This window comes from Streptomyces clavuligerus (genome assembly GCF_005519465.1).
GTDB lineage: Bacteria > Actinomycetota > Actinomycetes > Streptomycetales > Streptomycetaceae > Streptomyces > Streptomyces clavuligerus.
In genome coordinates this window covers 1,209,962-1,231,169 of sequence record NZ_CP027858.1, presented here as the reverse complement: position 1 = coordinate 1,231,169, position 21,208 = coordinate 1,209,962, and the positions used below count along the sequence as shown (strand labels likewise).

Sequence of the window (21,208 nt, the reverse complement as noted above, 5' to 3'; positions counted from 1 at the left end):
ACACAGAGCAGCCCCGCTTCCTCCGACCGAGAGGGGGCGGGGCTGTCTGCTGCTGTCAGGCCGTCGGGTCCGCTTCCAGCGGTGGCGGTGGGGGGACGACGGCGAGGGTCCACATGCCGTTGTGGTCGAGGGAGTACTCACTCAGCTCCACGCTTCGAATCAGCACCCCCGGGAAGTACTCGAAGCGGGCAAGTGCGTCCGCGATGGCGCCGGTGAGCGTCGGCGCGTCCACATAGCAGGTGAAGAGCGAGCAGCCCGGGCCTTGCTCAAGGCCGAGGTCCCCGTCCGCGAACTGGTCGAGTCCGGCCAGGACATCGACCTGGTCCGGGGTGAGTGGATCTTGCGTATGCAGGATGAAATGCCAGCTACGCACAGTTCCGGTGCCTGTCGGTGAACTCATCGATCCTCTTCGCCATGGTTCCGTTGTCTCTCGGGGTGCCGTGCACTGTCACGCTTCGGTTGCACGGACAGCACAGCACGTAGCCCCAGTGATGGCGGTTCTTGTCGTGCGTCACCTTGAGTCCGGCCTTCTCCGCCCGTTTCAGCGCAGCTTCGACATCCTTCTTCTGGTGCTTGTCTCCCAGTGGCATGGTCGTACGTCTACTGCCCCCTCGGGGGCCCGAACGGTTCTTCAGCGCCTGGTCCACCCGAACGAGCGAGACAGGGGCCCGTGAATGCAGAAAGCCCCACCAGCCTCTCCGGACAGAGGGAGCTGGTGGGCAGAATCGGTCCCTGGTGGCCTGGGTGGAGTGGGCACCCTCGTACGCTTCGGCGACCGGCACCGTTCCCGTCCGGGACAGCAAGCGGACGGACGGCCCGGTTCTCATGGTCTCCACAGGCGCGTTCGCCGGTTTGGTGGCCGTGGCCCGCGCCGCCGACCTGTAGGCAGACACACAGCAGCCCCGTTCCCTTGGACCGAGGGGAACGGGGCCGTCTGCTGTCGTCAGGCCGCCGGTTCGTCCTCCAGCGGTGGCGGCGCCGGGACGACGGCAGGGGTCGCCATGCCGTTCTCGTCGAGTGCGACGTGGTCCAGCTCGACACTGCGGACGAGAACGCCGGGGAAGTCCTCGAACAGGGAAAGAGCTTCCGCGATGGCGCCGGTCAGGGTCTCGGCATCGAACGAGCAGATGAACCGGCTGTAGCCCGGTCGTTCCGCCAGGCAGATCCGTCCGTCATTGAAGCGGTCAAGCCCCGCCAGCGTGTCGGACTGTTCCTCGGTGAGGGGGGCGTCCAGTACAAGGTTGAAGTACCACTCACGCGTGGCCACGGTGGTTGTTGGTGAAGCCATCGATCTTCTTCGCCTCTCGACCTGGGTTCTGCGGGGTGCAGTGGACGGTGAAGCTGTCATTGCACGGACAGCAGAGAACGGCGCCCCAGTTGTGTCGGTTCTGCTTCCGCGTCACTTTGAGTCCGGCTTTCTCCGCCCGTTTCAGCGCTGTTTCGACGTCCTTCTTCGGGTGCTTGTCGCCAAGTGGCATGGTCGTACGTCTGCTGCCCTCTCGGGGGGCCGAACGGTTCTTCAGCGCCGGGGCCACCCGATCGGGCGACGCAGGGGCCCGTGAACGCAGAAAGCCCCACCGGCCTCCCCGGACAGGGGAAGCCGGTGGGGCTTGTTGGGGATCAGCCGGCGGCGTGCGTACGGCGGGGGAGCCCCGTGCGCGGGAGGCGCTACGCCCGCGGCGCGGCCCGGTGCGGCTGCCCGCGCGGGGCCGTGGTGAAGACCCGGGTGACCGGGATGCCCTCGCTCTCCAGCGCTGCGGCACAGCGCCGCAGTGTGTTGCTGTCCGCCGCGACCGCCGGGTCGAAGAGGAGTCCGGCCACATTGCCGCTGTGGGCCACCTGGACCCCGACGGCACCCGTCCGCGCGGCCACCGCCTCCAGAACGGGCAGTTCCGGGTGGCACACGGTCCGCTGGGCGCGGCGCGCGCTCCCGGTGCAGACCTGGCCGAGCAGCGCGGTGTCCGCCGTCCGCACGGCCCGGCGCAGCAGTCCGCGCAGTTCCTCGTAGGCGGCGACCTCCGCCGCGCACTCCGCGGGCGCGGACAGCGCGAGGGTGTCCACGGGGGCGCCGCCGCCCAGCAGGCAGCCGACCACGACGACGGGCGGGAGGGCCGGGCCGAGTACTTCCAGCACTCGGCCCTCCCGCTGCGCGAACAGCAGCGGACGCCCGTCGAGCATCAGCGGATCGGAGGCCCGTTCCGCGCCGACGGCGAGACGGGCGACGGCACTCGGCGGCAGCCGCAGCCCATAGGAGTCGGCGACGGCCCGGACGGCGGCGATGACATCGCTCGTCGACGAGCCCATGCCCAGGCCGACGGGGATGTCACCGCGCAGCCGCAGGGTCCCGCCGCAGGGCCGCTCGCCGCGCCGCAGCGCGCACTCGCGCAGGGTGAGGGCGGCGGCCCGCAGTGCCTTCGTCCGGTCCGGCGGGACGACCGACAGTTCCTCGGGCGGGCTGCCGGGCCGCCGGACGAACCGGGCCCGGGTGCCGGGCCCGTCCAGCGGCAGGGTGACGAGGGCGTGCCGTGCGCGTCCCGTACCGTCCCGGAAGACGCCTTGCAGGATCTCGCCGTGGTGGCAGGGCGCCTGCCCGGTGCCCACAGCACCCCGCTCCGCGCGGACACTGGTCCGGGTCCAGCGGGCGGCCGACGCGCTCACGATCGGCTCGCGGCGCGGTCACGGTCGCGGTAGCGGTAGAGCGCCGTCGGCCCGCCGCTGAACTGGGAGAAGGGAAACGGTTCCGCGGACAGGGCGGTGACCCCCGAGCCGAGGAACTCCCGGGCGATCGCGCTGCCGGTCTGCGCGTACACCACGAGCGGCAGCGCCCGGTCCCGGCAGTGTCCGATGAGGGTGTCGAAGGTGCCGTTGCCGATCGTCATCCCGGTGGCGACCACGGCGTCCGCGCGGTCGAGCACCTCGTGCATGTCCCGGCTGACGGGGTCGCCCCACGCGGTGGTCCGCAGGGTGAAGTCGCAGGGCAGCGGGGTCCCGCCGCGCGCCCGGACGGCCGCCATCAGCGGGTTGACCACCCCGATCACCGCGACCCGCGGCCCACCGGCCGGACCGCTGGTATCGGCCGGACCCGAGAGACCCGTGGGGCCGGGGCTGCCGGGCAGGTCCAGCAGTCCGGCGACGGCCGCGTCCCGGGCCGCCGCCCGTTCCTCGGGGCTGCCCGCCGGGAGAGTGACCGCCTCGGCGTCCGGCGCCTCCCGGTGCGGACGGCCCTCGGCGAGGAAGGCGTCGAGGGCCGCGATCCGCAGCGGGCGCGGCGCCTCCCGCAGCAGGGTGTCGAGGGGGCTGCCGGACGCGTCCCGGCAGACGGCGGAGTCCAGTTCGCCGGGTTCGAAGGCGCACGCGCCGAACGATCCGCCGAGCCGCACCAGGACGTACTGGTTGAGATAGGTGACATCGCCCCCGGCCAGCCGGGTGCCGTGGTGCACCCAGAACACGCTGGTGGCCGTGGAACCGGCGGGGTCGGGGCCCCGCTCCCCGGCGAGGACGGCGGACATCAGCTCGTCGACGGTCTTCACGCCCGTCCCTCCCGGGTGAACCGGAAGAGATAGGTCAGCACGCCGTCCCGCCAGTCGTGCAGATGCGCGACCTCCGGGGTGAAGCCCGCCGTCAGCGCGTCCTCGACGATGGTGCGCAGATCGGCCGTGTTGGACGCGACGACGAACACCTCGCCGTCCGGGGCCAGCAGCTCCCGCTCGGCGAGCTGGGCGAAGAACCGGGCCAGCAGGGGCGCTCCGGCGCAGACGTTGCGTATGACGTCGGGGTCCTCGCTGACGCGGCGGCTGACGGCGGGCGGGTTGAAGGTGACGACGTCCAGCGGGGTGCCGTCGGGCACGGCGGCGAAGAGGTCGCCCGTCCCCGGGACGACCCGGCTCGCGGCCTGGTCACCGGCGATGCGCCGGACATGCCGGACCGCCGATTCCACGCTGGCGGGGTGCACGTCGAGGGCGTGGATCCGCCGCGCCCCGCGCACGGCGGCGGCCACCGCCTCGACACCGAGCCCGACGCCCATCGCGGCGTAACGGCGGTCCCGCACGGCGATGCGCCCGTCGAGAATCCGCTCATGGATCATGCGGCTGGTCCCGCCCGGCAGAAAGACGCCGGGCGGCGCCTCGAACGTCCAGTCGTTCCAGGTGTAGCGGCGGGTGGTGTGCAGATCGCCCCGGGGGCGGTTGAGATCGATGATCCGGTCGGCGGGCAGGGGCGGGGGCAGTTGGTCGAGCAGGGCGGGTCGGGTCGCCGGTCGGGGCATGGGGGAGTACTCCTGTCATGGGTCATGGGTCACATGTGCCATGGGGGTCATGGGCCCTGGGCCATGGCGATCCGCCGGATCACGGGCGAGTGGTACGCGCGGCGTTGGGCGTAAACCGTTGAAATCCGGCATAAGGGATGCGGGGTATGGGGTCTCGCTCCCGTGTGGCGGGAGCCCCGGCGCGGCCGGGTCGTCGACACTCTAACGAAAATGATTATCATTACGCCAGGGTGTTCGGGTGCCGCGCGCCACACTCGCCCGGGCGGACTCCGGATCAGCTTCAAGCGGCTTCGATCGCATGTGGTCGACTTCGGTCGGACCGGATCGAGTTCGGACGACGCCGGAGGCTCCGGGCGGCCGTGCCCGGATCTGCGGCCCGTACCCGGCCCTCCCGCGGAAACCCGTGCAGAACGCCCCTGGAAAACCCCGTACAGAACCCCGGACCGGTGGCCGCCGCGGCACCCCGGACCGACGAGCGACAGGAGCCCCCTCCGTGCCGACCACCCCCGTCCCGCCATCCGTCGCCGAGCGGGAGCGGCCCCGTCCCCTCCTGCGCGACCTCGCCTTTCTGCGGCTCTGGACCGGCGCGACCGCCTCCGGACTCGCCACCTGGGCCCTGCCGTTCGTCCTCGGCCTGGCCGTCCTCGACCGCACGCTGACCGCCGCCGCGCTGGGACTGCTGCTCGCCGCCCGTACGGTCGGCTTCCTCGCGGCGGTCCCGCTCGGCGGTGTCCTGGCCGACCGCCACTCCCGCCGGGGCGTCGTCCTGTGGGCCGGGCTCGCCGCCGCGGCCTCGTCCCCGCTGCTCGCCGCCGGACTGGACGGTTCCCTGCTCCTCATGACGATCGCCGCCGCCCTCGCGGGCGCCGGACAGGGCGCCTGCCGCCCCGCCTACCAGGCCCTGACCGCCGAGGTCGTCGACCCCGACCGCAGGCAGGGCGCGAACGCCGCCCTGACCCTGGCGACCCGTGTCACCACCCTGGTCGCGCCCTCGCTGACCGCCCTGCTGGCCCTGCTCGTCGACACCTGGGCGCTGCTGCTCGGGATCGGGGTGCTCTGGCTCGCCGCCGCGCTCGTCCCCGGCCCCGGCACCCGGGGCACGGCCGGGGACGAGCCGGAAGCCGGTGCCGCAGGACCGGGCCGGACCACGCTGGTGGGCGAGTTCGCCGAGGGGATACGGGAGGCGCGCCGCCACCCCTGGTTCATCGCGGGCCTGCTCTCCCTGACCGCCGTGATCGCCACCGGCTACTCGGCCACGGGCGTCGCCCTCCCCCTGGTCAGCCGGGACACCGACAACGGTGGACTGGTGCTCGCCGGGGCCCTGACCGCCTACACCGCGGGTGCGCTCGCGGGCGCCCTGCTCATGGCCCGCTGGCGGCCCCGCTCCCCGGGCCGGACCGCCCTCGCCGGGCTCGCCGCCTACGGCTTCGCGCCCCTCGCGCTGCTGCTGCCCGTCCACCCGGCCGTGGTGATGGCCGCGTACGCCGTCGCCGGGATCGGCATCGAACTCTTCAACGTGCCCTGGTTCACCTCCGTGCAGCGGGAGGTCGCACCCGACAAGCTGGCCCGGGTCTCCTCACTGGACTTCCTGCTCTCCTACGGCCTCGCCCCCGCCGGACTCGCGCTCTTCGCCCCCGCCGTCGACGCCCTCGGCCTGCGGACGGTCCTCGCCGTCTGCGCGCTGACCTGCTTCGTCGCCCCGGCAGCCGCCGCCCTGGTCGCGGGCACCCGCCACTTCCGCCGGGGCACGGCGGCGGCGCTCGGCGGCGCCACCCGGGGCCGGGCCTCCGTCTGACCCGCCCCCGCCCCGGCGCCCGTCCCGCACGGGCGTCGGAGGCTCACGCGTGGCAGGGCCGCATCGGCCGCCCGTCGTGGGACAGCGCCTCCGCGAACAGCAGGACCAGCGGATGGAACTGGTACGTCAACTGCGCCTGGGCGGTACGGGTGATTCCCATCAGGGAGGCGTCGACGAGATCCTCCAGGACGGATTCCGCCCGGTGCGCCGACATGCCCAGCGCACCCCCGGCCGCCGCCGCCGTGAACGGCTGCTCGCCCAGCATCGACAGCCAGGGCAGCGTCTTGCGGGTGCGCGGGCGCAGCCGTCCGAACGAGGACCGGAAGCCGTCGCTGACCCCGAGGTCCCCGAAGCGCAGCTCTTCGAGACGGCGGCTCGGATCGGCGAGCCGCCCCGCGAGTTCGGACAGCGGCCACTGCGGCCGGGAGGCCAGCCGGGTCCCCGCGATCCGGACGGCCAGCGGAAGCCCCGCGCACTGGCGCACCAGGGTCCGGGCCACCTCGGGCTGGTCCGCCATCCGCTGCGCCCCCATCGTCGCGCCGAGGAGCTGGAGCGCCTCCTCCTCGCCCATCGGGTCGAGGACGACGGTGTGGGCCATGGGGACGGAGGTGAGATGGGTGCGGCTGGTGACGACCACCGCGGTGCCCGTGCCCGCGGGCAGCAGCGGGTCGATCTGCGCGTCGCCGGTCGCGTCGTCCAGCAGGAGCAGCAGCCGGCGGCCCGCGGTGCGGGTCCGGTACAGCCGCACCAGTTCCTCGACGTCCCCGGTGAGCGCCGGGAAGCCGCTGTGGTCCGCCGAGGCCCGCGGCTCCCCGAGGGCGCGCAGCAGCCGGACGAGGACCTCTCCGGGTGTCTTCGGGCGGCCGTCGGCGTGGCACAGCTCGGCGTGGAGCTGTCCGTCCGGGTAGTGGTGGGCCGCGCCGTGCGCCGCGACGGCCGCCAGGCCGGACTTCCCGATGCCCGCGATGCCGGTGATCAGGGCGCGGACAGGCTGCTCGGCCCGGTGTGCCCGCCGCGGGACGAGGATCGCCCCGAGCAGGTCCAGCGCACGGGAGCGCCCGACGAAGGGCACCGGGACCGGCGGCAGCGTGGTGGGCACCACGGCGGGCGCGGCGGCCGTCCCGTGCATCTCGCCGCGGAGCATCGACTCATACGCGGCGCGGAGTTCGGGCCCGGGGTCGACGCCCATCTGCTCGGCGAGCACCGTGCGCCCCTTGTGGTAGACGTGGACCGCCTCCGCCTGCCGCCCGCACCGGTACAGGGCGGTGATGAGCTGGGCGCGCAGCCTCTCGTTCAACGGGAAGCCGGCCACCAGGCCGGTCAGCTCGGCGGAGATCTGGTGGTGCCGCCCCAGGGCGAGGTCGGCCTCGACGCGGTGCTCCAGCGCGGTGAGCCGCGCGGCCAGCAGCCGGGGGACCTCGACCTCCTGGAGGTGCTCGGTGGCGTTCTCCAGCGGTTCGCCCTGCCACAGCTCGATGCCCTCGCCGAAGTAGCGGCTGGCGGCGGTGTAGTCGCACTGGCCGAGGGCGCGCTGACCCAGCGCCGTGAGCCGCTCGAACTCGAAGACGTCCACTTCGCTGTGGGGCGCGTCGAGGACGTAACCGGGCCCCTGGCGCGCGATGCTCACCGCGGCCCCGAGCTGTTTGCGCAGCCGGGAGACGTAGGTGTAGATCTGCGCGCTGGACGTGGAGGGCGGATGGTGTCCCCACAGCGCGGTGCTCAGACTGGTGTCGGAGACCGTGCGGCCCCCGGCGAGCAGGAGTTTGGCGAGCACGGTCTGGATCTTGGTGCCGGAGAGCGGTACCTCCGACTGCGCCCGGCTCGCCGTGACGGGGCCGAGCAGACGGAACTGGATCGGACTGACGGATTCAGCAATCATGTGAATGTTGATGCGCACACAAATGACTCGCCCGTGCCGGTGGCCGGAGAACGCCCGGAGGACACGCCGAAAGAGTGGATACCGACCACTGGAACGAGTTATTTCTGTCGCCAGGTCGTAGCGCCGATCCGCTGGACCGGTGCTGAGTCGATAGAGAGAAACATTCCGCGCTGTCCGGCACGGAACGGAGAACCCGAACCGGCGTTTCTTTACCTGCGGCCCGCCCATGAGGCGGGCAGAAAACACTCGACTGCTGTCGGTGGTGTGGCCGTCGATCCGTCCCGCATGAATTCCCCCCGATGCTGAGCCATCGATCCGGGCACCGGCCCTCCGTTTTGACCTCCCCAGGTCAACGGAGTCAAGCGGGGCTTCCGAGCGGATGGAAAACGCCCTTGGCCAGGCCCGTCATTCGCCCCACCCTAGCATTGGGCGGCAAAAACTGGCCACCTGCTGACGCGATCCGGCAGGGTGCTGTGATTTTCACCCGGTGATAGGTCGTACAGGGCTTCCAAAAAATATCTGCAAGGTCATCGCAAAGGACGTCCCGGCGTTCTTTGCGCAAGATGAATGCTACATGAAATCATCATTGCCGACCGGGACGTCCTCCCTGTTTCCGAACGGCCCAGTGAGGCCGTTCGGACGGTGGTTGAACCAAGGGGACGATGGGAAAGCGACAGGGGATCAGTAACCGCCCCACTGGGTCAGCAGCGCAGTCTTCTCCTCCTGGTCCATCAGATCAACGCTCCGCACCGGCGTGTCGAGATCACCGGTCAGGGCCCGCAGCGCCAGCAGAGCGCGGTCGAGATACCGCTGCCCCTGCTCCCGGGTGAGGACATCCGGCCGGTACCCGAGCCGGAGCCCCAGTGAGCCGTCGGTCCCGGGCACGGCGACCAGCCGCAGCGGATAGTGCGTGGCGTCGAGGACGTCGATCCCCGTCAGCCGCGCACCGGGCACGGCCGCGGACAGCGCCCGCCGGTCCAGCGGATAGTTCACCAGCATCGTCGTGGTGTCGAAGAGCTGCCGCACACCGACGAGACGCTGGATGCGCCCGAGCCCCAGATGCTGATGGTCCAGCAGGGCGGACTGCGCGTCCTGGAGCGTCCGCAGCACATCGAGCACCGAACGGTCCCCGGGCAGCCGCACCCGGACCGGGACTGTGTTGGTGAACAGCCCCACCATGCGCTCCACCCCCGGCAGCTCGGCCGGCCGGCCGGAGACACTGGCCCCGAAGACGATGTCGTCCCGGCCCGTCGCCCGGCCGACCACCAGCCCCCAGGCGAACGCCACCGCCGTGTTCAGGGTGATCCCGTGCGGCCGGACGCGCTCCTGGAGCGCGCGGAGCTCCGGCGCCGACAGCTCACCGGGGATGCGCTCGTGCAGCACCGCGGGCAGCCTGCCGGCCTCCGGTGCCACCAGCAGCGGCCCTTCGAGCCCGGCCAGCTCCCGCGACCAGGCGTCCTCGGCGGCCGTCGCGTCATAGCGGGCCAGCCACTCCAGATGGCTCCGGTGCGCCACCGGCGCGGGCAGACCGCCGCCCGACGCGTCCGCCCACAGGGCGAACAACTCACCCACCAGCACCGGCGTGGACCAGCCGTCCCAGATGATGTGATGCGCCGTCACCAGCAGCCGGTGCCGCTCGGGCCCCATCCGCAGCAGCACCATCCGCAGCAGCGGCGGCCTGCTCAGATCGAACCGCCGCACCCGCTCCCGTTCCGCGATCTCCCGCGCCCGCGCCTGTGCCTCCTCCCGGGGCAGCGTGGAGAGATCCACCACGGAGAACGGCAGTTCCGCCGAGCCCCGCACGATCTGCACCGCCCGCCCGCCGTCCAGATGGAACCCCGTCCGCAGCCCCGTGTGCCGGGCGAGCAGCAGCCCGCCCGCGCGGCGCAGCGCGTCCTCGTCCAGCAAACCATCAAAATCCATCGGGATCTGACAGGTGTACACATCCACCCCGTCCTCGCCCGCCTCCAGGGCGTGGAAGAGGAACCCCTCCTGGAGCGAGGTGACCGGAAGGACGTCCACCAGATCGGGGACCCGCTCCTCCAGCCGCTCGATCTCCGGCTGCCCGAGCGCGACCAGGGGCAGGTCCGACGGCGTCCGCCCGCCCGCGCCGGGCCGCCCCGCCAGCTCCGCGACGGCCCGCAGCTCCGCCAGCCACCCCTCGGTGACCTCGGCCACCCCGGCCTCGTCGAGCACACCCGGCGGCGTGGTCCACAGCGCGTGCAGCTCCGCCCCGTTCGCGGTGCGCCGCTGCTCGGCGTTGACCTCCAGGACATGGGTCAGGGGCATCCCCGGGTCGGCGCCGTGCGGCAGCGCCGAGGTGGCCGGGGCCAGCGGCCACCCGTCCCCGCCGGTGACCAGGCCGAGATAGTTGAACAGCACCTGCGGGGCGGGCAGCCCGGCGAGCCGGGGCGCGGCCTCCGGGTCGAGACGGCGCAGCAGCCCATGGCCGATCCCGTCGTGGGGCGCCTGCCGCGCCTCCTCCTTGATCCGCTTGATCGCGGCGGGCAGCGGCAGATCCGCGCCGCTCAGCCGCACCGGGCGGATCGCCGTGAACCAGCCGACGGTACGCGACAGATCGTGGCCCGACGGCGTGTTCCTGCCATGGCCCTCCACGTCCACCAGCACGGGCCCCGACGGCTGCCCCCGCCGGGCCCGCCACCCCGCGACGGCCCGGACCAGCGCCGTCAGCAGCAGATCGTCCACCCCGGTGTGGAAGGCCGACGCGACCTCCAGCAGCCGCCGGGTGTCCGCGCCTGGCACCACCACCGAGGTGTGCCGGGCGTCCCGGTAGAGATCCCGCCCCCCGTCCAGGGGCCGCGACCCCAGCGATGGTTCGACGGTGTCCAGCACCGCCGTCCAGTGGTCCAGCTCCGCCCGGTGCGCGCCCGCGGCGGCCCGCCGCTCCTCCGCGCGCGCCCAGGTCCGGTACGAGACCGGCACCGGCGCGGGTTCGGGGTCGCGGCCCTCGGCGAGAGCGCGCACGGCCTCCGCGAGATCCGGCAGGATCACCCGCCAGGACACCCCGTCGACCACCAGATGGTGCACGCACAGCAGCAGCCGGTCGCCCCGCCCGGCGGGCCCGGTGATCCGGACCGCCTGGAGATTGACGCCCCGCCAGGGGTCGAGCCGGGCCGCCGCCGCATGGCAGACCGCGGCCAGAGCGGCCCGTTCACCACCGCCGTCCCCGGCCTGTCCACGGTCCTGTGCCGTTCGTGCGCCGCCGTCCCCGGCTCGGGCACCGCCCCGCTCCGCTCCTCCACCGGCGTCCTCGGCCGGGACCGCGACGGCCCGGCCCAGCAGCGGACCGGCGGCGACCGCCCCCGGCGGCGGAATGTCGAAGCACGGCGTGCCCCCGCCGTCCCGCACCAGCCGGGCCCGCAGCAGATCGTGCCGGTCGACGACGGCCTGGAGCGCCGCCCGCAGCACGTCGTCGTCGGCCCCGTCGGGCAGTTCGGCGAGGACCGCCTGGTGGAAGCGGCCCACCGTGTCACCGGCGCGCTCCAGCAGACCGAGGGCCACCGGGGTCAGCGGGGCGATCCCGAGCGCGTCGGCCCGGTCCTCCACCCCCTCCCCGGTGCCCTCGCCGAGCGGCCGGGCCACCAGCGCGAGCCCCTCCGGCGTACGGCGCCGGAAGACCTCCTGGGTACTGACCGACCAGCCCGCCTCCCGGGCCAGCGACACCACCCGCATCGCGAGGATGCTGTCCCCGCCCAGATCGAAGAAGTTCTCGTCCGCGCCCACCCGGTCCAGACCCAGGACCCGCGCGAACACGGAGACGAACACCTCCTCCCGCGCGGACCCGGCCGCCCGGCCGCCGCCGGACGCCTCGGGCTCCGGCAGCGCCCGCCGGTCCACCTTGCCGTTCGGCGTCAGCGGCACCGCGGCGAGCGGCACGATCACCCGCGGAACCATGTACTCCGGAATCCCGCGCGCCATCTCCTCCCGCACCGCCGCAGGATCGGGCACCGCACCGGGCTCCGGCACCACATACCCCACCAGCCTGCGCACCCCGGGACGGTCCTCCCGCACGGCGGCCACCGCGCGCGCCACCCCCGCGCAGGCGGCCATCGCCGCCTCCACCTCGCCCAGCTCGATCCGGAACCCCCGGACCTTCACCTGGTCGTCGCCGCGCCCCAGGTATTCGAGGACCCCGTCGGCGCGCCAGCGCACCAGGTCCCCGGTCCGGTACATCCGCTCACCCGGCCAGAACGGGCAGGGCAGGAACCGCTCGGCCGTCAGACCGCCCCGGCCCAGATAGCCGCGGGCCACCCCCGCACCGGCCACATACAGCTCGCCCTCGGTCCCCACCGGCACCGGCCGCAGCCGCGCGTCCAGCACAAAGACCCGCGAGCCGTCCAGCGGAGTGCCGATCGGCGCCACGTCGGCGATCTCCCCGAAGGAGTGCAGCGCCGCGAACGTGGTGGTCTCCGTCGGCCCGTAGCCGTTGATCAGCTTCAGCCCGGGGCACGCCTCGCGCACCCGGCGGAGCACCGGCGGGGACAGCGCCTCGCCCCCCGCGATGACCGCCCGCATGCCCCGGTAGGCCCCGGGGTCCTCGGCGGCGATCAGCGCGAACAGCGCGGCCGTCAGGAAGGTGCTCGTGACACCGTGGCGCTCGACCGCCTCCCGCAGCACGGCGGCGTCCACCGGCCCCGGCGGCGCGACCACCACCGTGCCGCCGGACAGCAGCGGCACCCACATCTCGTACGTCGACGCGTCGAAGGCGTGCGGGGACTGCATCAGCAGCCGCTCATGCGCACCGTCCCGCCAGCGCCGCTCCGCCGCGAAGGCGGCCACCTCGCGCTGCGCCACCGCGACCCCCTTGGGGACACCCGTGGAACCGGAGGTGTAGATCACATACGCGAGCTGCCCGCCCAGGGCGGGGCGCGCCGGATTCCCGGCGTCCGCCTCCGCGGGCCCCTCCGGCACCCGGACCACCCGCTGATCGGCGGCGAAGCCCAGCTCCGCGTCGGGGCGGTCGGTGATGAGGACCGGGGCACCCGAGTCCTTGAGGACCCACGCCATCCGCTCGGGCGGATAGCCGGGGTGCAGCGGTACATAGTGACCGCCCGCCTTGAGCACGGCGAGCGTGGCGACCAGCACGGCGCCGGACCGCTCCAGCAGCACGCCGACGGGGGTCTCGCACCCCACACCCCGCTCGATCAGCAGCCGCGCCAGCCGGTTCGCCTCCGCGTTGAGCCGCCGGTAGGTCAACTCCCCGTCGGGCGCCACCACGGCCACCGCGTCCGGGTCGGCCGCCACCCGCGCCTCGAAGAGGGCGGCCAGGGTGTCCGGCCCGCCCTCGGCCGCCGGGTCCCGGTCCCCGGCCCCGTTCCACTCGACGAGCATCCGGCGCAGCTCGGCGTCCGGGACGAACGGCGTCTCGTCGAGCGCCCGCTCCGGCCGCTCGATCACCGCGTGCAGAAAGCGCTCGAACCGTTCCTGGAACCGGCTCAGATCCGAGCCGCGGTAGTGGTCCGGATTGCCGTCCAGGTCGAAGTGGAGCCCGGAGCCGTCCTGCCGGTCGTACACCGCGAAGGACAGGTCCTCCGTCGGACCGAGCGTCAGATTGTGCGGCACGGCCGGACTGTCGCCGAAGCTCAGCCGGTAGTCGAAGTCCATGATGTTGACCACGGGCCGGCGCAGCCCGGTGTCCTCGCCCGCCCCGCCGCCGTCGCGCCGGATGTCCTCGTACCGGTACCGCTGGTGCCGCAGCGCCCCCTTGATCCGGGCGGAGACCCGGGGCATCAGCTCGGCGAGGGTATCCCCGGGCGATACCTCGATCCGCAGCGGGACGACATTGGCGAACATCGCGGGGGTCGCGCGCTGCGCCGCGCCCACCCGGCCGGTGACGGGAAGCCCCAGCACCACCTCGCGGGCCCCGGTCTCCCGGTGCAGATAGGCGGTGACGACGGCGATCAGCAGCAGCGGCCAGCGGGTCCGGTGCACGCGCGCCAGCTCCGCGAGCCGGCCGGTGACCTCGTCCCGCCAGTGGCTGGACCGCCGCACGAAGGACCGGCCCGGGTCGGCGGGCACGGGCCCGCCGGTGGCGGTCCGCTGGTGCAGCAGGACCGGATCGGGGGCGTCCGCCAGCAGCGGGGCCCAGTACGCGCGGTCACCGGCGGCCTGCTCGCCCTCCCGGTAGGCGGTGTCCTCGGCCACCAGCTCTTCGAGACGGGCGAGCGGGGCGGGCCGCTCGCCGCCGTGGACCAGCGCGGTGTACTCGGCCGCGAGCCTGCGGGTGAAGAGGGCCGCCCCGTACCCGTCGACGAGGATGTGGTGCGCCCGCTCGTAGTAGACGTGCCGGTCGTCCGCGACGCGGAAGAGCGCCCAGCTCGTCAGGGCGCCGCCCCGGGCGAGGTCCACGGGGCGTTCGAGATCCCGCCGGATGTACGCCTGGACCTCGCCGTCCGGGTCCGGGGACGCGGACATGTCCAGGAAGCGCAGCTCGTTCTCGGGGCCGTCGGCGAGCAGTTGCCGCAGCGCGCCGTCGGGGCCCTCCTCGAAGCGCCGGACCCGCAGGCAGTCGCTCGCGGCGATGGACCTCAGCCAGGCCGTGCGGAAGACCTCGGGGTCCAGCGGACCTCGGATCTCCACATAGTCGGAGATGTTGTACGCGTGGGCGGTGGGGTCCAACTGGTGTGCGAACCAGATGCCCCGCTGGGCGGCGGTCAGTGGCAGCCACCGCCCGTTCACAGCTTCGGCCATGAGTGCTCCCCCGGTGCTCGGTGGATGGGACGGGCGGTCAGTGGGCGACGGCGAGGCCGGGAAGGTCGGCCGTCAGCCGCCGGGTGAGGAGATTGGCCAGCTCGGCCCCGGCCGTCTCCAGATAGAAGTGGCCGCCGGGCAGGGTCTCGACACCCAGCCCCGCGACGGTGTGACGGCCCCACTCCCGGGCGTCCTCCAGGGTGCACGACGGGTCGTCCGCACCGCGGATCACCGTGATGGGGCAGGTGAGCGGGGGGCCGTCGGGGCAGCGGTAGTCCGCGAGGAGCCGCAGGTCGGCACGGAGGATATGGGCCGCCATGGCCCGCAGCTCCGGATCGGCGAGCAGCGGGGCCCCCTGCCCGCCGAGGGAGCGGATATAGGCCACGGCCTGCTCGTCGTCGTCGAAGACCACCGGGGTCCGCAGGGGTGTGTGCGGTGCCCTGCGGGCCGAGGCGAACAGCCGCACCGGGAAGCCGGGGTGGGTGCGGCGCAGCTTCCGCGCGACCTCGAACGCGACGGTGGCGCCCATGCTGTGGCCGAACAGGGCGGTGGGCCGGTCCAGTCCCGCCACGACCGCCTCGGCGAGCGCGGTCGTCAGCTCGTCCATGGACCTGGGCATCGGCTCGCTGAAACGATCCTGCCGTCCCGGGTACTGCACCGCCGTTACCTCCAGCGACTGCGGTGCCCGCCCGGCCAGTTCGCGGAAGGCGGAGGCGCCCCCGCCCGCGTGCGGAAAGCAGATGAGCCGGCCGTGGGCGGCCGGCCGGGGACTGTAGGCCCGAAACCACTCACTGGGGGCGACGGTTCTGGTGGCAGTCATGGGTGCGGCAACTCTCCGTGTGGGAACGACGCGCGGGAGTTCCAGGCACCAGAACTCCAGGTGAGCGCACCGTGCCGCACCTTCCTATACTTTCTCCACACACGACGGTCCGGCATGCGGGCCAGGAGCGGCCCCGGTGTATGCGAGGCGTATGCGAAGGGACCGCCGGGCGGATCGCCCGACGGTCCCGCTCCCCGCTCCCGGGGCCTTCGCTCAGCCGGTACGGATCGTCAGATCGCCGCCCTCGGTGTCGGCCTGGATGTGCTCGGCCGCGCCGTGGTCCTGACCGACCTCGATCTTCTTGTCGCCGCCCGAGGTGTCGGCCCGTACCGCGTACGAGCCCTCCGGCACGGTCATGGTCACGTCCCCGCCGTCGGTGGCGGCGGTCACCTTGGTCGGCTTGGTGCGGAAGGCCAGCTTCAGCGCGCCTCCCGCGGTACGGGCGGTCACCTTGAAGGCCGCCAGCTCCGACAGATCGCCCCGGCCGCCCTCGGTGGCGACGGAGAGATCGCCCTTCGTCCCCCGGACCTCCACATCGCCGCCGTCGCTGCTGATGTCGAGCGCGAGCGCCGCGGGCAGCTCGATCGTGTAGTCGACCCCGCAGTTGCCCTTGGAGCAGGCGCCGCTGTCGAGGGTGATCGCCCCGTCCGCGACCGCGTGCGTGGGTTCGGGCGCGTCGTCCGAGTAGTGGATCTTCTCGGTGACCTTCACATCCGTACGGTCGGACGCGGTGATCGTGACATCGCCGCCCCGGGTGGCCAGCTTCAGCCCGGTGGCCTTCTCGGTGATCGTGTAGCTCTGGCGCTCGCTCTTGCGGTCGTCGCTGGAGGGCGGGTCGCAGGCGCTCAGCGCGAGCGCCGCGGCGGCGACCAGGGAGGCGCAGGCGAGCTGCCTCCGCGCCCGGGTCTTCGGGGTACCGGTGTCCGCTTGCGTGGTCAGTGCCATGATTCAGTGCTTCCTTGTGAGGAGCCGGTCGTCAGGAGCTGTGGGCGTCGGACGGGGTCCGCGCCGGGGGGACCGCGTCGCTCTGCGGTGCGGGCTGTGCGGCGGGCCGCTCGGGGCGCCTGCCCCAGGCCCGGTCGCCGAGCAGGGCGAGGGCGGCGGGCAGCAGGACCCCGCGCACCAGCGTCGCGTCGATGAGGACGGCGACCGCCATGCCGACACCGAGCATCTTGTACTCGACGAGGCTGAGCGTGGAGAACAGCGCGAACACCGCGATCATCACCACGGCCGCACTGGTGATGACGCCCGCGCTGCCGGAGACACCGCGGGTCACGGCGGTCAGGGCGTCCTCGCCGCGCTGCCAGCGCTCATGAATCCGGCTGAGGATGAACACGTGGTAATCCATGCTCAGGCCGAACAGGATCGCGAACATGAACAGGGGCAGCCAGTTGACCACTCCGCCGCTCGACTGGAAGTCCAGCAGGCCGGAGAGATGGCCGTCCTGGAAACCGAGGACGACCACGCCGTAGGCGGCGCCGATGGAGAGCAGGTTGAGCAGGACCGACACCAGGGCCACCAGCGGCGCGCGGAACACCCGGACGAGGATCACGAGCGCCATGGCGAGCACGAAGGCGATGACCCAGAGCTGACGCTCCGCCAGCAGATCCGCGAGATCCTGCTTCCCCGCGACCTCGCCGGTGACGGCGTACTCCAGCCCGCCGACCCCTTCGAACGCCTCCGGCAGAACCTCCTGCCGCAGCTCCTTCAGCGCCTTCACGGAGGTCGCGTCGGTGCCCTTCCCGGCCAGCGGGACCTGCACGCTCAGCACCTCGTCCACCTTCTCCGCGATGATCGGCTCACCGATCAGCTCGCTCTCGGCGGCCTTCCGGTGCAGCACCTCGATCGCGGCGTCGGCCCGGCCCGCCGTCGCGCCCTCGCCCCAGACCACGACCTGGGCCGGGGAGGCACCGCCGGGGAACGCCTCCTGGAGACGGACACCGGCGTCGACGACATCGATACTGCGGGGCAGCGAGCTGAGCGAACCGGGCTCGCTCAGCTTCATGCTGAGCGCCGGTACGGCGAGCGCGCCCAGGGCGAGCAGTGCCAGGGAGCCCGTCAGCAGCGGCTTGCGGACCACGACCCGGGCGATCGCCGCCCAGCTCCTGGACTCCGTCGCCTCGGTGCGGCGGCGGCCCAGCAGGGGCAGGCGCAGCGCGTCGACCTTGCGGCCCAGCAGCGCCAGCACCGCGGGCAGCACGGTCACGGAGCCCAGGACGGCCATGCCGACGACGACGATGGTGCCGACGGCCATGCCGTTGAAGACATCCGCTCCCACGATGAGCAGACCGGACATGGAGATCATCACGGTGAGGCCGGAGACCACGACCGCGTGCCCCGAGGTACGGGCGCTGATGCGCAGCGCCTCCTTGGGGAGCCGGCCCGCCGCCCGCTCCTCGCGCTCACGGCGCAGATAGAAGAGGGAGTAGTCCACGCCCACGGCCATGCCGATCAGCAGCACCACCGAGGAGACCGTGCTGTTCGCGGGGATGACCGTGCCGATCACCCCGACGAGCCCGAGGGCCGCCGCGACCGCGGTCACCGCGAGGAGCACGGGCACACCGGCGGCGACCAGGGCACCGAAGACGACCAGCAGGATGACCAGGGTCAGGGGCAGCGACAGCAGCTCGGCCCGGGCCAGGTCCTTGTCGGCCGCCTCGCCCAGCGCGATGTCCAGCGAGAGGCCGCCCGCCATGGCGATCCGGGCGTCCGGGTGGGCCTTCCGCAGCTCCTTGACGGCGTCCTGGAGCGCGAACAGCCGCTTGTCGGCCGCGGGTCCTGCGGGACCCTCGATGGTCGCGGTGACCAGCCCGCTCCTCCCGTCCGCCGAGATGAGCTGCCGGGCCGCCGCGGCGCCGTCACCGGGGGCGGCGACCTCCTTGACGATGTCCTCGCGGGCCCGGAGCCGCTTGGCGACATCGGCGGCCACGGCCTCCAGTTCGGCGTTGCCGCGGAACTTCTCCGTGCGGGTCCTGTCCTCGATGAGGATGTTCTCGCGGAAGTTGGTGGCCTTGCGGTCCTGCTCCCGCAGAATGCGCTGGCCCTGCCCGGCCTCGCCGGGGTCGGAGGTCTTGGCGCCGCTGCCGACGCTGCTGCCCGCGACCACACAGACGACGACCAGCAGGAACCAGCCGGCGATGGCCTTGCGCGCGTTCCGTGCCGACCAGCCCGCGATGCGTTCGACCAGCGTGGTGCGGACCGTGGACCCCTCGGCCGGGGAGGGCTCCTGCGGAGCCGCCCCGGAGGGGGAGTGCCCAGCGGGCGGTGCACTTGACATCGGCTATACTCCAAGGCTGGAAGCGTATTTCGGAAATCCGGAACCCGGAGGCGCGGGCCTGGGATCACGGCCCGGAAAACCGGGATTCAGATCCGGGACATCGCGGGGCGCCATGCGGCCCGAGCCCTTTCCCGAGGGCATGCGAAGTCACCGGAGAGAGATCCGCGTCCGGCACGATGTGGTGTGCGAAGCCGAGTGCCGGGCCCGGAACGGAATCCACCCGATGAGGTGGGACCACCGATGAGGTGGGAATGGAATCCACCTGATGCGGTGGTGAACAGCGCTTTCGTCGAGTACCGCGCCGAATGCCCATCGAATCGAGCGGCGCGGTCTCGTACGGTCCGGCGCGGGACGCGGTCCTACTCGATCTCGCGCATCATCCGCTCCATCGACATCACCGACTGCTGGGTGCTCGCCAGATCCTCGGCCATACGGCGCTGGAGTTCGACATTGTCCTCCAGCAGATTCGCGTACTTCTCGGCCAGCGCCCTGTACTGCTCCTCACGGGCGGCCAGCATCCGGGCCCGCCAGGTCACGGCGACCTGCCAGACGACCACGATGCACAGCAGGAAGAGACCGCCTGCCCCGACCATCCCCGTGAGCTCCCCGTCGTCCATGGCGAGCGTCACGACTCCCTCCCCCTTCATCGGTTCTCCTCCTCCTTGGCCTCGACCGCGGCCCCGTTCGTGAACCCGGAGGCGTCGAACAGGCCGCGGTGGGCCTGCTTCCCGCCTCCGTCGGTCAGCTCGCGCCCGCCGCCGTCACCGGCGGGGGCGCGCCCCTCGTCACCTTCGTCGGTCAAGGTCCGTACCGCCTCCGCCACCAGCTCCGGAGTCAGTTCGTAGACAAAGGGCACGACCTCGAAGTAGCGCATGGCCTTGCCGCCGCGGGAGACCTCCAGCGAGCCGGTGATCAGTCCCGAGGACTCCAGCCGCTTGAGGTGCATGTGCAGCAGCGGCCGGCTCATGCCGATGTCGCGAGCCAGTTGGCTGACATAGTTCCGCCCGTGGGACAGCGACGCGATGATCCGCATCCGGTGCGGATTCCCCAACGCCGCCATGACCTGCAAAAAGGCGTCCCCGGTGAGAGGTGGGCCGTTCGTCACAGCTTTCCCTTTCATGTGTAAGGAAAGACTGACACACCCCCGAGGACCTGTCAAACATCCCTGACACATGTCCAGTTGGCCTAATCGGCCGCCCGGCGGACGGTGGGCGCCGCCAGCGCGAGCAGGGTGACGACGGCCATGCAGACGGCCACGCCCGCCATCGTCCGGGCCCCGCCGTACCAGGTGAGCAGCACACCGCCGAGCAGCGCGCCGAGGGAGTTGAGCCCCGAGGTCACCAGGGCGAACACACTGCTCACCCGGCCCTGGAGCGCGTCCGGGGTCACCTTCACCTGGTGCACCCCGGCGGCGACGTTGAGCAGGGCGCCGACCCAGGTGGTGCCGGCGCTCACCAGACCGAGGGCCACCGGGTGCGCGACGAACGCCAGCGAGGCCATCAGCGCCGTCCAGACGGCCAGCGCCAGCAGAAGCAGCGGCCCCAGCCGTATCCGCCGCATCACCCACGCGGCGGTCATCGCGCCGGTGATGCCCCCGGCCCCGCCCAGCAGACCCACCAGGCCCACCATGTAGGCCGGGTGGCCCCCTTCCTTGACGAGCACCACCAGGGCGAGCGCCATCACCTGGAACGCGATATTGCTGATGCTGATGACCAGCAGCGCCGCCCGCAGGAACCGCTGCCGCCACACCCAGGCGATTCCCTCGGCGATCTCGGTGCGCAGGGCCCGCCGTGTCCCGGTCCTGCTCTCCACCGGCTGGTGACGCATCATCAGCAGGGTCACCAGGGCGACGGTATGGGTGACCGCAGCGGCCAGGAAGGGCGCCCAGCGGGCGAGGGAGAACAGCCCCGCGCCCAGGGGCTGCCCCAGCACCCCGGCCGCGTGGCCGCGCGCCTGGTGCTGGGAGAACGCCTCCGAGAGCTGGCCGGTGGGCACGGCGCCGCGGATCACGGCCCGTTCGGCGATCCGGTAGAAGATGACGGCCCCGCCCTCCAGGAACGCCACCAGCATCACCTGGCCGACGTACAGCTTGCCCAGGAGCAGCGCCACGACCAGGGAGGCCATACCGGCCAGCCCGACGGCGTCGCACACCATCAGGGTCCGGCGCCGGTCCCAGCGGTCCACGAGCGCGCCCGCGGGCAGGACGAGCAGGAGCTGGGGCAGCAGCGCGGCGAACGCCACCAGACCGGCGTGCGCGGCCGATCCGGTGCTCCAGAGCATCAGCAGCGGGTACGCGGAGACCGCCGTCCGTACGCCGAGCACGGAGCTGCCGCCCCCGATCCAGAGCATCCGGAAGTTGTGGTTCCGGCGGAGGGGGACGGGCGGCGGGCTCTCCGCCGGTGTCTCCGACGCCGCCTCGGGCACCTCGGGCGCCTCAGGTATCCCGGGCGTCTCGGACGTCT

17 protein-coding genes are annotated in these 21,208 nt (G+C 72.8%); 2 read left to right on the top strand and 15 right to left on the bottom strand.

Annotation, left to right across the window (positions count from 1 at the left end; translation table 11 throughout):
- Positions 1-55: 55 nt before the first annotated feature.
- Together CRV15_RS04875 and CRV15_RS37840 are read right to left on the bottom strand one after the other, a co-directional pair.
- Positions 56-400, bottom strand: coding sequence for a hypothetical protein (locus CRV15_RS04875; RefSeq protein ID WP_003956153.1), 345 nt, complete (start codon positions 398-400; stop codon positions 56-58).
- Complete coding sequence (locus CRV15_RS37840; protein ID WP_003956154.1) at positions 366-647, bottom strand: hypothetical protein; 282 nt, start codon at positions 645-647, stop codon at positions 366-368. Before CRV15_RS37840 ends, CRV15_RS04875 begins: the two co-directional genes overlap by 35 nt.
- A gap of 85 nt (positions 648-732) precedes the next feature.
- Here CRV15_RS37840 and CRV15_RS36590 point away from each other — a divergent pair, with 85 nt between their 5' ends.
- Positions 733-885, top strand: a complete 153-nt coding sequence (locus tag CRV15_RS36590; protein ID WP_063646047.1) for a DUF397 domain-containing protein — start codon at positions 733-735, stop codon at positions 883-885.
- Between the two features lie 58 nt (positions 886-943).
- Here CRV15_RS36590 and CRV15_RS36260 read toward each other — a convergent pair whose 3' ends face one another.
- The 5 genes from CRV15_RS36260 to CRV15_RS04840 form a co-directional block, all read right to left on the bottom strand.
- Positions 944-1,288, bottom strand: coding sequence for a hypothetical protein (locus CRV15_RS36260; RefSeq protein WP_003962134.1), 345 nt, complete (start codon positions 1,286-1,288; stop codon positions 944-946).
- Positions 1,254-1,535, bottom strand: coding sequence for a hypothetical protein (locus CRV15_RS36585; protein ID WP_003956157.1), 282 nt, complete (start codon positions 1,533-1,535; stop codon positions 1,254-1,256). Before CRV15_RS36585 ends, CRV15_RS36260 begins: the two co-directional genes overlap by 35 nt.
- Positions 1,536-1,668: 133 nt before the next feature.
- The gene (locus tag CRV15_RS04850) at positions 1,669-2,658 is read right to left on the bottom strand and encodes a GHMP family kinase ATP-binding protein (protein ID WP_003962135.1); all 990 of its coding nucleotides are present in this window, start codon (positions 2,656-2,658) and stop codon (positions 1,669-1,671) included.
- Positions 2,655-3,530 (bottom strand): Rossmann-like domain-containing protein, encoded by an 876-nt coding sequence (locus CRV15_RS04845; protein ID WP_003956159.1) that lies wholly within the window; start codon positions 3,528-3,530, stop codon positions 2,655-2,657. The genes CRV15_RS04850 and CRV15_RS04845 overlap by 4 nt, the downstream gene beginning before the upstream one ends.
- Entirely contained in the window at positions 3,527-4,264 is a 738-nt protein-coding gene (locus CRV15_RS04840; RefSeq protein WP_003956160.1) for a methyltransferase, read from the bottom strand. Before CRV15_RS04840 ends, CRV15_RS04845 begins: the two co-directional genes overlap by 4 nt.
- Before the next feature lie 493 nt (positions 4,265-4,757).
- Here CRV15_RS04840 and CRV15_RS04835 point away from each other — a divergent pair, with 493 nt between their 5' ends.
- Positions 4,758-6,059: an MFS transporter gene (locus CRV15_RS04835; RefSeq protein WP_003956161.1), complete on the top strand. Its 1,302-nt coding sequence runs from the start codon at positions 4,758-4,760 to the stop codon at positions 6,057-6,059.
- A 43-nt stretch (positions 6,060-6,102) separates the two neighbouring features.
- Here the strand turns inward: CRV15_RS04835 and CRV15_RS04830 are convergent, their stop codons facing one another.
- The 8 genes from CRV15_RS04830 to CRV15_RS04790 all read right to left on the bottom strand — a co-directional run bounded on the left by CRV15_RS04830 (position 6,103) and on the right by CRV15_RS04790 (position 21,170).
- Positions 6,103-7,938: an AfsR/SARP family transcriptional regulator gene (locus CRV15_RS04830; RefSeq protein WP_003962136.1), complete on the bottom strand. Its 1,836-nt coding sequence runs from the start codon at positions 7,936-7,938 to the stop codon at positions 6,103-6,105.
- 681 nt (positions 7,939-8,619) lie between these two features.
- On the bottom strand, positions 8,620-14,649 hold the full coding sequence (locus tag CRV15_RS04820) for a non-ribosomal peptide synthetase (protein ID WP_003962137.1): 6,030 nt from the start codon (positions 14,647-14,649) through the stop codon (positions 8,620-8,622).
- Positions 14,650-14,686: 37 nt separating this feature from the next.
- Positions 14,687-15,469 (bottom strand): thioesterase II family protein, encoded by a 783-nt coding sequence (locus CRV15_RS04815; RefSeq protein WP_003962138.1) that lies wholly within the window; start codon positions 15,467-15,469, stop codon positions 14,687-14,689.
- Between the two features lie 213 nt (positions 15,470-15,682).
- A complete protein-coding gene (locus CRV15_RS04810) occupies positions 15,683-16,414 on the bottom strand; it encodes a DUF4097 family beta strand repeat-containing protein (RefSeq protein ID WP_003962139.1) in 732 nt (243 codons plus the stop codon).
- A gap of 31 nt (positions 16,415-16,445) precedes the next feature.
- Complete coding sequence (locus CRV15_RS04805) at positions 16,446-18,746, bottom strand: MMPL family transporter (RefSeq protein ID WP_003962140.1); 2,301 nt, start codon at positions 18,744-18,746, stop codon at positions 16,446-16,448.
- Positions 18,747-19,105: 359 nt separating this feature from the next.
- Entirely contained in the window at positions 19,106-19,393 is a 288-nt protein-coding gene (locus tag CRV15_RS04800) for a hypothetical protein (protein ID WP_003962141.1), read from the bottom strand.
- Positions 19,390-19,851 (bottom strand): ArsR/SmtB family transcription factor, encoded by a 462-nt coding sequence (locus CRV15_RS04795; protein ID WP_372461399.1) that lies wholly within the window; start codon positions 19,849-19,851, stop codon positions 19,390-19,392. Before CRV15_RS04795 ends, CRV15_RS04800 begins: the two co-directional genes overlap by 4 nt.
- Before the next feature lie 80 nt (positions 19,852-19,931).
- Positions 19,932-21,170, bottom strand: coding sequence for an MFS transporter (locus tag CRV15_RS04790; protein ID WP_009997768.1), 1,239 nt, complete (start codon positions 21,168-21,170; stop codon positions 19,932-19,934).
- Positions 21,171-21,208 lie beyond the last annotated feature (38 nt).

Coding starts and splice junctions, on each gene's coding strand:
- CRV15_RS04875 (WP_003956153.1), bottom strand. CDS start 400: ATGAGTTCACCGACAGGCACCGGAACTGTGCGTAGCTGGCATTTCATC.
- CRV15_RS36260 (WP_003962134.1), bottom strand. CDS start 1,288: ATGGCTTCACCAACAACCACCGTGGCCACGCGTGAGTGGTACTTCAAC.
- CRV15_RS04840 (WP_003956160.1), bottom strand. CDS start 4,264: ATGCCCCGACCGGCGACCCGACCCGCCCTGCTCGACCAACTGCCCCCG.
- CRV15_RS04830 (WP_003962136.1), bottom strand. CDS start 7,938: ATGATTGCTGAATCCGTCAGTCCGATCCAGTTCCGTCTGCTCGGCCCC.
- CRV15_RS04820 (WP_003962137.1), bottom strand. CDS start 14,649: ATGGCCGAAGCTGTGAACGGGCGGTGGCTGCCACTGACCGCCGCCCAG.
- CRV15_RS04815 (WP_003962138.1), bottom strand. CDS start 15,469: ATGACTGCCACCAGAACCGTCGCCCCCAGTGAGTGGTTTCGGGCCTAC.
- CRV15_RS04810 (WP_003962139.1), bottom strand. CDS start 16,414: ATGGCACTGACCACGCAAGCGGACACCGGTACCCCGAAGACCCGGGCG.
- CRV15_RS04805 (WP_003962140.1), bottom strand. CDS start 18,746: ATGTCAAGTGCACCGCCCGCTGGGCACTCCCCCTCCGGGGCGGCTCCG.
- CRV15_RS04800 (WP_003962141.1), bottom strand. CDS start 19,393: ATGAAGGGGGAGGGAGTCGTGACGCTCGCCATGGACGACGGGGAGCTC.